The organism is Massilia sp. GER05 (assembly GCF_052056005.1).
In the GTDB taxonomy this organism is placed as follows: Bacteria; Pseudomonadota; Gammaproteobacteria; order Burkholderiales; family Burkholderiaceae_D; genus Telluria; species Telluria orientalis.
In genome coordinates, this window is the sequence record NZ_CP178858.1 from 4587215 (window position 1) to 4601001 (window position 13787).

12 protein-coding genes and 1 pseudogene are annotated in these 13787 nt (G+C 67.1%); 8 read left to right on the top strand and 5 right to left on the bottom strand.

The window, feature by feature from the left end; translation table 11 throughout:
* Positions 1–25 precede the first annotated feature (25 nt).
* Positions 26–2431 carry a penicillin-binding protein 1A gene (locus ACL58G_RS20345; RefSeq protein ID WP_413388712.1) on the top strand — a complete coding sequence of 802 codons (2406 nt, stop codon included), beginning with the start codon at positions 26–28 and terminating at the stop codon, positions 2429–2431.
* Positions 2432–2522: 91 nt separating this feature from the next.
* Here the strand turns inward: ACL58G_RS20345 and ACL58G_RS20350 are convergent, their stop codons facing one another.
* The 3 genes from ACL58G_RS20350 to ACL58G_RS20360 all read right to left on the bottom strand — a co-directional run bounded on the left by ACL58G_RS20350 (position 2523) and on the right by ACL58G_RS20360 (position 4850).
* Positions 2523–3389 (bottom strand): SDR family oxidoreductase, encoded by an 867-nt coding sequence (locus ACL58G_RS20350; protein ID WP_413388710.1) that lies wholly within the window; start codon positions 3387–3389, stop codon positions 2523–2525.
* A 54-nt stretch (positions 3390–3443) separates the two neighbouring features.
* The gene (locus tag ACL58G_RS20355; protein ID WP_440962957.1) at positions 3444–4562 is read right to left on the bottom strand and encodes a mechanosensitive ion channel family protein; all 1119 of its coding nucleotides are present in this window, start codon (positions 4560–4562) and stop codon (positions 3444–3446) included.
* A 99-nt stretch (positions 4563–4661) separates the two neighbouring features.
* A complete protein-coding gene (locus tag ACL58G_RS20360; protein WP_413388706.1) occupies positions 4662–4850 on the bottom strand; it encodes a DUF3606 domain-containing protein in 189 nt (62 codons plus the stop codon).
* Between the two features lie 155 nt (positions 4851–5005).
* Here ACL58G_RS20360 and ACL58G_RS20365 point away from each other — a divergent pair, with 155 nt between their 5' ends.
* The 4 genes from ACL58G_RS20365 (at position 5006) to ACL58G_RS20380 (ending at position 7668) form a co-directional block, all read left to right on the top strand.
* On the top strand, positions 5006–5329 hold the full coding sequence (locus ACL58G_RS20365) for a thioredoxin family protein (protein WP_413388704.1): 324 nt from the start codon (positions 5006–5008) through the stop codon (positions 5327–5329).
* Positions 5326–6624, top strand: coding sequence for an MFS transporter (locus ACL58G_RS20370; RefSeq protein WP_440962958.1), 1299 nt, complete (start codon positions 5326–5328; stop codon positions 6622–6624). The genes ACL58G_RS20365 and ACL58G_RS20370 overlap by 4 nt, the downstream gene beginning before the upstream one ends.
* A 19-nt stretch (positions 6625–6643) precedes the next feature.
* Positions 6644–7054 carry a GFA family protein gene (locus ACL58G_RS20375; RefSeq protein WP_440962959.1) on the top strand — a complete coding sequence of 137 codons (411 nt, stop codon included), beginning with the start codon at positions 6644–6646 and terminating at the stop codon, positions 7052–7054.
* 119 nt (positions 7055–7173) lie between these two features.
* The gene (locus ACL58G_RS20380) at positions 7174–7668 is read left to right on the top strand and encodes a hypothetical protein (protein WP_413388700.1); all 495 of its coding nucleotides are present in this window, start codon (positions 7174–7176) and stop codon (positions 7666–7668) included.
* A gap of 52 nt (positions 7669–7720) precedes the next feature.
* On the opposite strand, the gene ACL58G_RS20385 is transcribed toward ACL58G_RS20380, so the two are convergent.
* Positions 7721–8512 (bottom strand): DUF481 domain-containing protein, encoded by a 792-nt coding sequence (locus tag ACL58G_RS20385; protein ID WP_413388698.1) that lies wholly within the window; start codon positions 8510–8512, stop codon positions 7721–7723.
* 295 nt (positions 8513–8807) lie between these two features.
* On the opposite strand from ACL58G_RS20385, the gene ACL58G_RS20390 reads away from it, so the two are divergent.
* From ACL58G_RS20390 to ACL58G_RS20400, 3 genes and pseudogenes are all read left to right on the top strand, one after another.
* Complete coding sequence (locus ACL58G_RS20390) at positions 8808–9437, top strand: response regulator (RefSeq protein WP_440962960.1); 630 nt, start codon at positions 8808–8810, stop codon at positions 9435–9437.
* A gap of 310 nt (positions 9438–9747) precedes the next feature.
* Positions 9748–10956: pseudogene (locus tag ACL58G_RS20395) on the top strand (response regulator); the annotation flags it as partial.
* Between the two features lie 106 nt (positions 10957–11062).
* Positions 11063–12394, top strand: coding sequence for a putative bifunctional diguanylate cyclase/phosphodiesterase (locus ACL58G_RS20400; protein ID WP_440962961.1), 1332 nt, complete (start codon positions 11063–11065; stop codon positions 12392–12394).
* An 89-nt stretch (positions 12395–12483) separates the two neighbouring features.
* Here ACL58G_RS20400 and ACL58G_RS20405 read toward each other — a convergent pair whose 3' ends face one another.
* A complete protein-coding gene (locus ACL58G_RS20405; protein WP_440962962.1) occupies positions 12484–13776 on the bottom strand; it encodes an NCS2 family permease in 1293 nt (430 codons plus the stop codon).
* Positions 13777–13787 lie beyond the last annotated feature (11 nt).

Sequence of the window (13787 nt, forward strand, 5' to 3'; positions counted from 1 at the left end):
AGCTAGCTGACAGGAAGAAACGAGAGTGGAAGACCATAACGAGGGCAAGGGCTGGAACGGACGCGAACGCAGGATGATCGACCGCGCCGGGGCCCGCGCCAGGGAAGCCTATGCGCGGGCGCACGGGCACCTGATGACCAAACCGCCGCACCTGCGCTGGCTGTACATCGCCGCCGGACTCGCACTGCTGCTCGTGACGCTGTTCGCCGTCTGGATCGCGCTGCTGTTTCCGCTCACGCCCGGCATCGAGGACGTCAAGCAGGCCCGCGTGGCGCAGCCCACCGTCGTCGTCTCGGCCGACGGCCGCCAGCTGGCCAGTTTCGAGCAGGGCATCCAGATGAAGGTGCCGCTGTCGGCCGTGTCGCCGAACGTCGTCAATGCCCTCATCGCGACGGAGGACCACCGCTTCTACGACCACCACGGCGTCGACTTCACGCGCATCGCCGGCGCCTTCGTCGCCAACCTGAAGGGCGATGCGCAGGGCGGCTCGACGATCACCCAGCAGCTTGCGCGCAACCTGTTCCGCGACGAGATCGGCCGCGCGCGCAACATCAACCGCAAGCTGAAGGAACTCATCACCGCCTTCAAGATCGAGAACACGTACAGCAAGACGGAGATCCTCGAAGCCTACCTGAACACCGTCCCGTTCCTGTACAACACGTACGGCATCGAGGCGGCCGCGCACACGTACTTCAACAAGACGGCCGCCCAGCTGAACGAGACGGAAGCGGCCACGCTCGTCGGCATGCTGAAGGGCACGGCCTATTACAACCCCGTGACGAACCCGGAACGTTCGCTCGCGCGCCGCAACGTCGTGCTGGGGCAGATGCTGAAGGCGGGCGCCATCGACGAGGCCAGGTACCGCCAGCTCGTGAAACGGCCGTTGCGCCTGCATTTCGCGCGCATGGCGGAACGCAACGGCAAGGACGACCATTTCACGGCCTATGTGCGGCGCTGGCTCGTCGACTGGGCCGAGAAGCACGACGCCGACCTGCAGCAGGACGGCCTCGTCGTGCAGACGACGCTCGACTACGACCTGCAGCAGGCCGCGCAGCGCGCCGTCGAACGCCAGGCCGGCGCGCTGCAGGCCATCGCCGACGTCGACTGGGCCCATTCCTGGCCGATCAACGCGACGTCCACGCAGACCTATGTCGACATGCGCGACGGCGTCAACCCGTTCGAATACTACTGGCAGTCGCACGGCGAACTGCTGGAGACGTTCATCCGCGAATCGTCCGACTACCGCAAGGCCGTCGACGGCGGCGAGAACCCGGTCGCGGTCCTGAAGAAGCTGAAGGCGGACCGCAACTTCATGCGCCAGCTGAAGGCGTCGAAATCGCGCCTGGAGGCGGGCTTCCTCGCGATGGACCCGACGACGGGCGAGATCAAGGCATGGGTGGGCAGCCGCGACTTCGAGAAGGAGCAGTACGACCACGTGGCCCAGGCCGCGCGCCAGCCCGGCTCCACGTTCAAGCCGATCGTCTACGCCGCCGCGCTGGAGAAGGGCATCGCGCCGGACCACGCCTACCTGGACGCCGTCACGACGATCCGCTTCGACGACGGCACCGTGTGGCGCCCGACGGACAACAGCGGCACGACGGGCCGTCAGCTGACCATGCGCGATGGCCTCGTCTATTCGAAGAACACGATCACGGCGCAGGTCGTGCGCGACATCGGCGTGGCGCCCGTCGTCAAGCTGGCGCAGGACCTGGGCGTCCGCACGAGCAAGCTGGCGCCCGTGCCGTCGATCGCGCTCGGTTCCAGCCCGGTCACCCTGCTGGAGATGGTCAACGCGTATTCGTCGATCGCCGCGCAGGGCGAATACCGCAAACCGGTGTTCGTGCGCCGCATCACGGACCGCAACGGCCAGGTCGTCGCGGACTTCGCGTCGCAGACGCCGCAGCGCGTGCTGTCGCAGGAGTCGGCCGTCACCCTGATCGACATGATGCGCGGCGTGATCAACCGCGGCACGGGCACGGGCATCCGCTACCGCTTCGGCATCACGGCCGACGTGGCGGGCAAGACGGGCACCACGCAGAACAACGCGGACGGCTGGTTCATCATGATGCACCCGAACCTCGTCGCGGGCGCCTGGGTCGGCTTCAACGATAACCGCGTCACGATGCGGTCGAACTACTGGGGGCAGGGCGGGCACAGCGCGATCCTGCTCGTGGGCGACTTCTTCAAGTCCGCGCTCGACAGCGGCAAGATCAGCGGCGACGCGCTGTTCCCGGGCGGGCGCAAACCCGAACCCGTGACGCGTCACGCGGAGCCGCCGCCCGAGGAAGACATGGAAGAGGGCGGCGACATGCAACAGGAAGGCGGCCCGCCGCCCGACACGCCGCAGCCGCCCGAGAATGAACCGCCGGCGCCGCCGCAGCCGGAACTGCAGCAGGAAGGCATCACGCTGCCGCCGCCGAACGACGCCTAGGGCGCGGATATGCTTCGTGGGCACGGGGTGCCCACCCAACGGCCTGCCATGGCGTAGGGTGGGCGGCCTCCGCCCACGAAGCGCGTGCGTCTCACAAAATCGGGGTGCCGCCCGTGACCGGGATGCGCGCCCCGGAAATGTAGCTGGCTTCGTCCGACGCCAGCATCACGTACACGGGCGCCACTTCGACCGGCTGGCCCGGCCGCTTCATGGGCACCTGCTGGCCGAAGCTCTCTACCTGGTCCGGCGGCATCGTCGACGGGATCAGCGGCGTCCAGATCGGCCCCGGCGCGACGGAGTTCACGCGTATCCCTTTTTCCGCCAGCAGCTGCGCGAGGCCGGCCGTGAAGTTGGCGATCGCGCCCTTCGTGGTCGCGTACGGCAGCAGGGTCGGCTTCGGATTGTCCGAGTTGATCGACGTCGTGTTGATGATCGACGACCCGGGCTTCATGTGCTTCACGGCCGCCTTGCAGATGTGGAACATGGCCGAGATGTTGACCGCGAACGTGCGGTCCCATTCGTCGTCCGGGATCTCGTCCAGCGACTCGCGCGTCATCTGGAACGCCGCATTATTCACCAGCACGTCGATGCGGCCGAATGCCTGTACCGCGCGGTCGACGATGGCGCGGCAGTGGGCGGGATCCGCGATGTCGCCGGGGACCAGCACCGCTTTCCGGCCGGCCTCGCGTACGAGGCGTTCCGTCTCGCGCGCATCGTCATGCTCGTCGAGGTAGGAAATCAGCACGTCGGCCCCTTCGCGCGCGAAGGCGAGGGCGACGGCGCGGCCGATGCCGCTGTCGCCGCCCGTGATGACGGTGGCCTTGTCCTTGAGCCGGCCGTGGCCGACATAGCTCGTCTCGCCGTGGTCCGCTTTCGGCGTCAGTTGCGCCTCGTGGCCGGGCGGCGTCTGTTGTTGCGCGGGTTGATGTTGCTGCATCGTGACCTCCTGATCGAACATTGGAGGCTCGGATGATAGGGCCGGACGCCGGGAGGCGGCGTCCGGTTCCGCTGGTCAATGCATGGGCCGGGCCTGCGGGGGCGCGGGGACCTCGCTGCGCGCGTCGTTGGCGGCCGGTTGCCGCAGCAGCAGTTCCTGCGCGCGCGGCGCCGTCGAGATGTCCAGGTCGCGCAGCAGCTGCATCGTCTCCAGCAGCACGGCCTGCTGGGTCTGCAGGTACAGGCCGTAGTTGGCGTCCGTCAGGTTGTAGACGATGTCGTATTCCAGGTAGTTCTGGTCCATCGTCGTCAGGTTGACGTGGTCGAGTTTCACCTTGTCCCTGGCCGCGATGATGGCGCCCACCCGTTCCGGCAGCTGCGCCGCGAGTTCGTGCGGCGTGGCGGGATTGATGCGCAAGGTGTACTGCACGCGCCGCGTGTTCTGGCGCTTGAAGTTGTGAACCGTCTTGCGCAGGAGCTCCGCGTTGGCGATCACGATCTGCTCGCCCGACAGCGCGCGGATCCGGGTCGTCTTGAGCCCCACGTGCTCGATCGTGCCGAAGAATTCGGGCACCGAGATCGCGTCGCCCACTTCGAACGGCTTGTCGGTCGCGATCGCGAGGGACGCGAACAGGTCGCCGAGGACGTTCTGCACGGCCAGCGCGATGGCCACGCCGCCGATGCCCAGGCTCGCGACGAACGTCGTCACGTTGATGCCGAGGTTGGACAGCATCGCCAGCAGGAACACGGTCCACACGCTCCATTGCAGCGCCCAGATCATGAGGGTGTGCGCGACGGTGACCTGGTCGTTTTCCAGGCCCTTGCCGTGCACGCGGAAGTAGCGCCGCGCCGTCACGGCGATCGCGTGGTGCAGGTACAGGGCGAGTTGCGCGCCGAGCGTGATGAACCACAGGTGGCCGATGCGCTGGTTCCACGGCGGCGGCAGGTCGAGCATCGACACGCCGATCAGGATCGAGGTCGCGAGGACGGCGAGGTTGCTCGTGCGCGCGAGCGTATGGCGCAGGACTTCGACGATGGGTTTATGGGCGCGCTCGTCGTCGAACTGGTCGAGACGGCGGCGGAACAGGCGCACGGCGCCGTGGATGGCGATGAAGCTGACGACGGCCGCGGTCAGTGCCACGGCCGCATTGGTCCAGCTGATGTCGAGATTGGAGAAATAGCCGCGGATAGTCATCGGGCTCCTTTCGAAAGGACGGGTTGCGCGGGAGCACGCGCGAAAGGATGGCGCCCGGCCGGCGGGGCCGGGCGGGCGTCGGGCAAAGTACTTACCGGATCAGTGACGCGTGCCGCGCAGGTGCTGGCGAACCGCCTCGGCGCTGCTGCTGCCGGCGTCCTTGACGGCCTTCGCCAGCTCTTCCTCGGTCACGCCCAGTTCCCTGGTCCAGTACTGGACTTCCCATTTTTCGTGCAGGTTGATGCGCGTGCGGTCCTGCTGGCCGCGGTTTTGCAGGTTATCGGACATGATGGCCTCCTTGGTCGATACAAGTGCAGGATGCCACCGGTCCCGGCCATATTCCGTTCGGTGTTTCACGTTGTGGCCGCCTTAAAAGCGGCCTGGACTTACTCCAATGGCATGTTTTGTTGTAGGCTAGCGTGATCGACAACATGGAGACATGCATGAGCAAACCCTATGACACGGCGCAGCCCGAGCGCGGCGCCATCGACGCGCTGCCCGGCGTGGTCGCCCTCGACTTCGGCACGAACTGGTGCGGCTATTGCCAGGCGGCGGCCAGCCTCATCGACGACGCGCTGGCACCGTACCCCGGCGTCCAGCACATCAAGGTCGAGGACGGCCCCGGACGCAAGCTGGGCCGTTCGTTCAAGGTGAAGCTGTGGCCGACCGTCGTCGTGCTCAAGGATGGCCAGGAAGTCGCGCGCGTCGTGCGCCCGGTCGCGAGCAGCGAGCTCGCCGACGCGTTGTCGCAGGCCGGTGCCGCATGACCGGTACCGCGACGCACACCCCGCAGAACCGCCCGGCGACCGTCCTGTTCGCCAGCCTCATCGGCACCACCATCGAGTTCTTCGACTTTTATATCTATGCCACGGCCGCCGTGCTCGTGTTCCCGAAGCTGTTCTTCCCGGCCGGGGATCCCGCGGCGGCCACGCTCCAGTCGCTGGCCACGTTCGCCATCGCCTTTTTCGCGCGCCCCGTCGGCTCGGCCGTGTTCGGCCACTTCGGCGACCGCGTCGGGCGCAAGGCCACGCTCGTGGCCGCGCTGCTGACGATGGGCCTGTCCACCGTCTTCATCGGCCTGCTGCCCACCTATGCCACGATCGGCACGGTGGCGCCGCTGCTGCTCGCGCTGTGCCGCTTCGGCCAGGGCCTCGGCCTGGGTGGCGAGTGGGGCGGGGCCGTGCTGCTGGCGACGGAAAACGCGCCACCGGGCAAGCGCGCGTGGTACGGCATGTTCCCGCAGCTGGGCGCGCCGATCGGCTTCTTCCTGTCGAGCGGCGTGTTCCTGCTGCTGTCGCAGACCCTGTCCGATGCCGATTTCCTGCGTTACGGCTGGCGGATTCCGTTCCTCGCCAGTGCGCTGCTGGTCCTGGTCGGCCTGTACGTGCGCCTGAAGATCACGGAAACGCCGGATTTCCAGGCCGTGCTCGATCGTAACGAGCGCGTGAAGCTGCCCGTCGCGGCCGTGTTCGCGAACCACACGCGCGCCCTCGTGCTGGGCACGCTCGCCGCGCTGGCCACGTTCGTCGTGTTCTACCTGATGACCGTGTTCGCCCTGAGCTGGGGCACGTCCGCGCTGGGCTATTCGCGCCAGACCTTCCTGCTGCTGCAACTGGGCGCCATCGTCTTCTTCGGCCTCACGATCCCCATCGCCGCCGTACTGGCCGACCGCCACGGCCGGCGCGCCGCGATGATCCTCGTGTCCGTCGGCCTGGCACTGTTCGGCCTGCTGTTCGGCCCCCTGTTCGGGTCCGGCCAGCTGACGCTCGTCGCGTTGTTCCTCGTGCTGGGCCAATGCCTGATCGGCCTGACGTATGGCCCGCTGGGCACCTTGCTGTCGGAAATGTTCCCGCCCGAGGTGCGCTACACGGGCGCATCGCTGACGTTCAACCTGGCGGGCATCCTGGGCGCCTCGCTCGCGCCGTACGTGGCAACATGGCTCGCGACCAACTACGGCGTGCAGACCGTGGGCTGGTATCTGAGCGCAGCGTCCGTCATCAGCCTCGCCGCGTTGCTACTGACGGTGCCGGCAAGCAGCGGGACGCCGGCCACGGCGCGCTGACACGAGGACGGGGACGGCGATGGGCCTGCAGGGCGGATGCATGTGCGGCGCGCTGCGTTACGAGGCGTCGGGAGAACCTTTCAACGCCACACTGTGCCACTGCGTCGATTGCCGCCGCGCGAGCGGTGCGCCCGCCCTCGCGTGGTTCAGCGTGCGCCGCGACGCCCTGCGCTGGACCCGCGGCAGTCCGGCCCGCAACGCATCGAGCCCCGGCGTCGAACGCCTGTTCTGCGGCCAGTGCGGCACGCAGCTGACGTGGCACGGCGCCGGCGCCGCCGACGAGATCGACGTCACGACGTGCAGCCTGGACGATCCGGACGCCGTACCGCCGGCCGACCATACCTTTGCGTCCCAGCAAGTGCGCTGGCTGCATCTCGCGGATGCACTTCCACGTTACGCCAAGACACGCTCCGATGGACTATTGTGTTGAAATATTGACACAAAAAGTGTCGTATTTACCAACGCAATTACAATAAAATACACAATCGTCCACACGAAACGATAGCAAATCGCTAAAATTCGGTTTCAACAATTTATTTGGAGAACTTCATGTTCAAGTCTGTCCTGCGTTTCGCCACCGGCGCCGTCCTCATGTCTGCCGCGCTCTGCGCTTCCGCCGCTCCGGCCACGTACAAGGACTTCAAGGTGTCCGGTGTGCTGCAGGAAATCCCGGGCCCGTCCGCCCGCTGCGCATCCAAATTCGGCGGCACCATTCTCGGTTTCGGCACCAGCAGTCTGGTCGGCAACAAGGTCACGTTCCTGGCCACCGACTGCATCACGCCGAGCGGCACGTCGTACACCTTCAGCGAAGGCAAATTCCTGATCACCACGCTCACCGGCGAACTGATCTTCGCAAACTACAGCGGCCAGTTCGTGCCGACGGGCGTGGGCACCAAATTCGTGTTCAGCAACGCCACGTTCCAGGTCACGGGCGGCACCGGCCGTTACGCCAAGGCGACGGGCGGCGGCGACATCACGGGCGGGGAAGATATGGCGACGGGACAGGGCACGATCCAGCTGAGCGGGCGTATCCTGTCGAAATAAGCCAAGGGGGAAGAATAGAGGAACGGCCGGGATATCCCGGCCGTTTGTGTTTTCAGAACGAGTACACGAGCGTCAGCGACGTCTGCGTATCCGTATTCTTCTTGTTGTCGGGCACGTTCGTATCGCTGCGCGCGCTGAACGCGGCCTTCATCTGCATCGTGCCGTTGATCTTGGTGGACAGCGCCGTCTCGGCGATCGAGTGCATGTTCGACGTGCCCCGTTCCACGCTGAGGCTCTGCGAAAATGCCGCGGACGGGCTCACGCGCCAGCGCAGCTGGGCCGCGCCGCGCACGGTCACGCCGGATTCGACGCCGCCGGCCGCGTTCTCGCCGTGGAAATAACCCGGACCCACTTCGACGTCGACGGTTTCATTGTCGCGCTTGAGGAGCTGGGTGCCGTAGCCGACGCCGACCGACGAATAGCGGGTGTAGGCGCCGAACTTGTCGTTGACGTGCGAGCCGAGCAGGAAGGCACGGTTGCCGTCTTCCAGCAGCTTGAACGCCGCCTTCGCCGACACCTGGTAGCGCTCGGCCGAGCGGGTGCGGGTCGTGGAGCCGTCGTCGTTGTGCGTGACGTCTTCCTTGAAATAGCCGCTGACGATGTATTCGTTGCTCCAGTTCGCCATCTCGTGGCGCGCATCGATCTTGCCGGTCACGGACGTGCCTTCGGTATTGCCCGAAGTCGTGATCGCACCCAGCTCGGCCGACGTGTACCAGTTGCTGCCTTCCGGTATCGCCATCGTCGGCGCCTGGGTGAAGTAACTGGACGACGGCACACTGCTGTCGAGGTCGTCCGGAGCGGCCATCGCCGCCCCCGCGCCGGTCAGTGCCAGCACACAAAGCATCAGAGATTTCATAGGCATCGGGTTGGCTGCCTTCCGTCGCCATCGGGAGCGATGCGCAGCCTGTCGTTCACGGATCATCTGCGGCAGGCCGAGCCTGCCGGCGGAGGCGACATTGTAGCCCAAAGCGCCGGACGAAATACTTTCGCGTAGAAAATTTACACATTTATCTGGAGAAATTCCCCAAAATCTGGTGCAATTGTTAACTGATCAAAGATTGTGTTTGCATTCGTGCGTAAACGTTGCCTAGAATGCTTGCTTTGCCGACATACCGGTTTGCATGTAAGAAGGAAGCATTTTGATCAGGCTAGTCATCGCCGACGATCATGAACTGATCCGCGAAGGAATCAAGAAGATCGTACGGCCCTGCGCCGACCTAAAAATCGTCGGCGAAGCCGCAGACTTGAAGCAGGCGATCGCCCTCATCGCCCAGGTTCACCCAGACGTCGTGATCCTGGACCTGACACTGCCCGATTACGACGGGCTGGACGGCCTCGTCGAACTGCGGCGCCATTTCCCCGACCTGCGGGTCGTGATCCTCAGCATGCACGCTGAGGAAAAATTCGCGCTCGCCTCGCTGCGCGCGGGTGCGCTCGGCTACGTCTCCAAGGCGATGGCGTCTGCGGAACTCGTGGAAGCGGTGCGCCGCGCAGCCACGGGCGGCACATGGCTGGGGCCGCGGGTGGGCGAACTGCTCGCGCTCGAAGCGCGGCCGGGTGGGCGCCCCCCGCACCACAGCCTGACGCCGCGCGAAGCGGAAATCGTCGCGCTGATCGGTTCCGGTTTGCAGATCAAGCAGGTCGCAGCCGAGCTGGGCATCAGCATCAGCTCCGTCAACACCTACCGCACCCGCATCTTCCGCAAGATGGGGTTGTCGACGAACGCGGCCCTCATCCGCTACGCGCTCCAGCACGGCCTCGCCGGCTGAGCTTTTACGTTGCCATACGGCAACAATGTGTCTGGGCAATTGTCATAGAATTCGTGACAGGCTTCTTCGCGTTTTCCTACCCTAAATTGTGTCGCGCCGCAGCGGAACGCGGCCAGGCGGCGCCAAACCGGCGCCGAACCGGTTCGCTCGTAATGACATTCGTTGTCATGGACAGACCTGCTACGAATGTTATTGCTTAGCCATCTTAGCTAATATCAATGCAAGTTCTGACGGCCGGGGTGTGCGGTGCACCGGCCACCGACTGTATGACATGACGGCACGACCGCCCAACAAACGCGGCGCGAACAAGATGACAACAACGCACAAGAGAGAGAACGCCCGGGGATCCTATGAAATCCTCGTGGCCGAGGACAGCCCGACACAGGCCGAACACCTGGCCCGGGTGCTGGCGCACGACCCGGACTGCCCCGCGCGCGTGCGCGTGGCCGCCGACGGCGAGGCCGCACTGCAAATGGCGCGTGACATGGCGCCCGACCTGGTCGTCAGCGACATCGCCATGCCGCGCATGGACGGCTATGCGCTGTGCCGCGCCCTGAAGGACGATGCGGGGTTGGCCGCCGTGCCCGTCCTGCTGCTGACGCGCCTGACCACGCTGCAGGACATCGTGCGCAGCCTGGAAGCGGGCGCCGACGGCTTCCTGCCCAAGCCGTACGATGCCGACCAGCTGCGCGACCGCGTGCGCCGCATCCTGCAGGGACGGGACGCGGGCGACCCGGCGCGGCCGCTGGAAGTGATGGCGGACGAGCGGCGCCGCATCTACGAACTGCTCGTGGCCACCCACGAGGACACCCAGCGCCTGAATACGGACCTCGCGCGCATGGTCGATTCGCTCGCGCTGCTCGGCCGGATCGCGAGCGCCCTGAACGAGGCGGCCGGCGAGACCGACGTGGCGCGCGCCGCACTGGATCACCTGATCAGGCTCCCGGCGCTCGCGGGCGCCGCCATCAGCACCGCCGCGCCCGACGGCGCCGTGCGCGTGCTCGCGCAAAGGGGCGAGGGGCCCGTCCCCAGCGCCTGCGCGTGCGCGGACGGCCGCGCGGGAGACGACCCGGCGCAGCTTTGCCTGCCGCTGCTCGCAGGGACGCGCCGGCTCGGCGAATTGCAGGCGCGCGCCCGGCACGACGCATTCAGTAACGAAGATCGCGCGCTGCTGGCCGGCGTGGCGCAGCAGATCGCACTCGCGCTCGAGCGCGCGCGCCTGTACACGCGGGCCGAGGCGCTCGTCGTCGAGCGGACGAACGCGCTGCGCTCCGAGCGCAACCGCCTGTCCGCCATCGTGGAGACGGCGGGCACGCTCGTGCTCATGACGGACCCGGAAGGCCGCATCGTGACGTTCAACCGGGCCTGCGAAGAATCGCTGGGCTGGCGCGCGGCGCAGGCCATCGGGCGGCACTACTGGGAGGTGGTGCGCGGCGCCGCCGACCCGGAGGTCGTCCGGCGCATGTTCGAGGGCCTGGCCGAGGACCCGCAGCCGCAGCGGCTGCAGGGTGAATGGGTGACGCCCGACGGCCGCACGCGCAGCATCGTTCTGGACGCACACGCTGCTGCGGCGCGAGGACGGCAGCGTCGAATTCGTCCTCGGCACCGGCATCGACGTCACCGCATTGCGCGGCGCGGAGCGGCGGCTGCACTATGCCAGCAACTACGACGCCGTCACGGGCCTGCCGAACCGCGACCTGCTGCGCGACCGCCTGCGCCAACTCAAGGCACAGGTGCAGGCCCAGGCCGGCCGCCGCGTGCTCGGTTTCATGCTCGTGCGCTTCGGACGCATGGCCCTGATCCGCGAGGCGCTGGGACCCGGCGCGGAACAGGCCCTGCTGCAGGAAGCGGCCGCGCGCCTGCGCGCGGTGGGCAGCCAGGACATGGCCGCGAGCATCTCGGAAGGCGCGTTCGCGCTGGCCCTGCTGCGCACCGACGCCGACGAACTGGCCGCCAGCGCACGCCGCGTGCTGGCCGCGCTGGGACAACCGTACAGGTATCAGCACGACGAATTCCACCTCGACCCGAGCGTCGGCATCGCGATCTATCCGAACGACGGCGTCGCGTACGATACGCTGGCGAGGGGCGCCGAAACGGCGCTGCGCCAGGCGGCCGACGGTGTCGGCCAGCGCTACGCGTTCTACCGACCGGAACTGAACCGCGACGCGAACGAGCGCTTCAAGCTGGAAAACGCGCTGCGCCGGGCGCTCGAACGCCAGGAGCTGGAGCTCCATTACCAGCCGCAGATCGCCGTCGACGGCAAATCGATCGTCAGCGCGGAGGCGCTGCTGCGCTGGCGCCATCCGGAGCGGGGCCTCGTGCCGCCGAGCGACTTCATCCCGCTGGCCGAGGAATCGGGCCTGATCGTCGAGATGGGGGAATGGGTGCTGCACAAGGTGTGCTGCCAGTTGCAGGCCTGGCGGCGCGCGGGCCTGCCCGTCGTGCCGGTGGCCGTGAACCTGTCGGCGCACCAGTTCGACGAACGCATCGTGGGCACGGTGCGGCGCGTACTGGACGACTGCGGGCTCGAACCCGGCCTGCTCGAACTGGAGCTGACCGAGAGCGCGTCGATGGCCGACGCGGACAAGAGCATCGCGCTGCTGGCGCGGCTGAAGGGGATGGGCATCCGGCTCGCCATCGACGATTTCGGCACCGGCTATTCGAACCTGAACTACCTGAAGCGGTTCCCGGTCGACCGCCTGAAGCTGGACCGCTCGTTCGTGCGCGACCTGGAGACGGATGCCGACGACCTGGCGATCGCGCGCGCCGTCGTCGCGATGGCGCATGGCCTGCGGCTGTCGGTGGTGGCGGAAGGGGTGGAGACGGCCGGCCAGCTGGCTTTGCTGGCCGACCTCGGATGCGACCTCGTGCAGGGCTGGCTGTTCAGCCGCGCCGTGCCGGCGGACCAATTCGCGCAGCTGCTGGCAACGGGCCGCCCGTTACCCGCCGCCGCGTAGGGCGGACACCCCGCGCCCGCGCGAACGTTCGCGGCGCGTCAGCGATGCGCGGGCGGAGGCCGCCCACCCAACGGCGTCGCGCGGCGGTATCAGTTGCCGATATAGACGATCTTGAAGGCGAAGAGGGCCGCGATCACCCAGATCACCGGCTTGACTTCGCGCGCGCGGCCGGTCGTCAGCTTGAGCAGCGCGTAGGTGATGAAGCCGAAAGCGATGCCTTCCGCGATCGAGTAGGTGAACGGGATCACGAGCGCCGTGATCGCGGCCGGAACCGCCTCCGTCGTGTCGTTCCACTCGATGTCGCCCAGCTCGCGCAGCATCAGGCACGCGACGAACAGCAGCGCGGGCGCCGTCGCGTACGCGGGCACCACGCCCGCGAGCGGGGCGATGAACAGACAGGCCAGGAACAGCACGGCCACGGTCAACGCCGTGAGGCCCGTACGGCCGCCGGCCTGCACGCCCGACGCGCTTTCGATATACGCCGTCGTGCTCGACGTGCCCAGCACGGAGCCGGCGACGATCGCGGCGCTGTCCGCCAGCAGGGCCTTGTTCAGGCGTTCCATCTTGCCTTCCACGAGCAGACCCGCGCGGCTGGCGACACCCATCAGCGTGCCGGTGGCATCGAACAGCTCGACGAGGAAGAACACGAGCACCACGTTCAGGATGCCGGCGCCGAGGGCGCCCTTGATGTCCAGCTGGCCGAAGGTCGGCGCGATCGACGGCGGTGCCGAGACGAGGCCGTGGAACGTGTTCCCGCCGAAGAAGAACGAGAGGATCGTCACGACGACGATGCCGATCAGGATCGCGCCGCGCACCTTGAGGCGGTCGAGGGTGACGATCAGCAGGAAGCCGACGACGGCCATGATGGCCTCCGGCTTGTGCAGGTTGCCCGCCTGCACGAGCGTCGCCGGGCTGGCCACGACGATGCCGGCGCTCTTCAGCGCGATCAGCGCGAGGAACATCCCGAGCCCCACCGTGATCGCCACGCGCAGCGACCGCGAGATGCCGCCCACGATCATCGCGCGCAGCCCGAACACGGAGACGAGGATGAACAAACAGCCCGACACGAACACGGCGCCCAGCGCCGCCTGCCAGGGCACCTTCATGCCCAGCACGACGGCGTAGGCGAAATAGGCGTTCAGGCCCATGCCGGGCGCCATCGCGATCGGATAGTTGGCGTACAGGCCCATCACGAGGCTGCCCAGTGCCGCGACGAGGCACGTCGCGACGAACACCGCGTCCTTCGGCATCCCGGCGTCGCCCAGGATCGTGGGATTGACGAAGATGATGTACGCCATGGTCAGGAACGTGGTGACGCCGGCGAGGATCTCGGTCCGCGTGTCGGTGCCGCTCTGGCGCAGTTTGAAAAATGAGTCGAGCATTCTTGGATCCA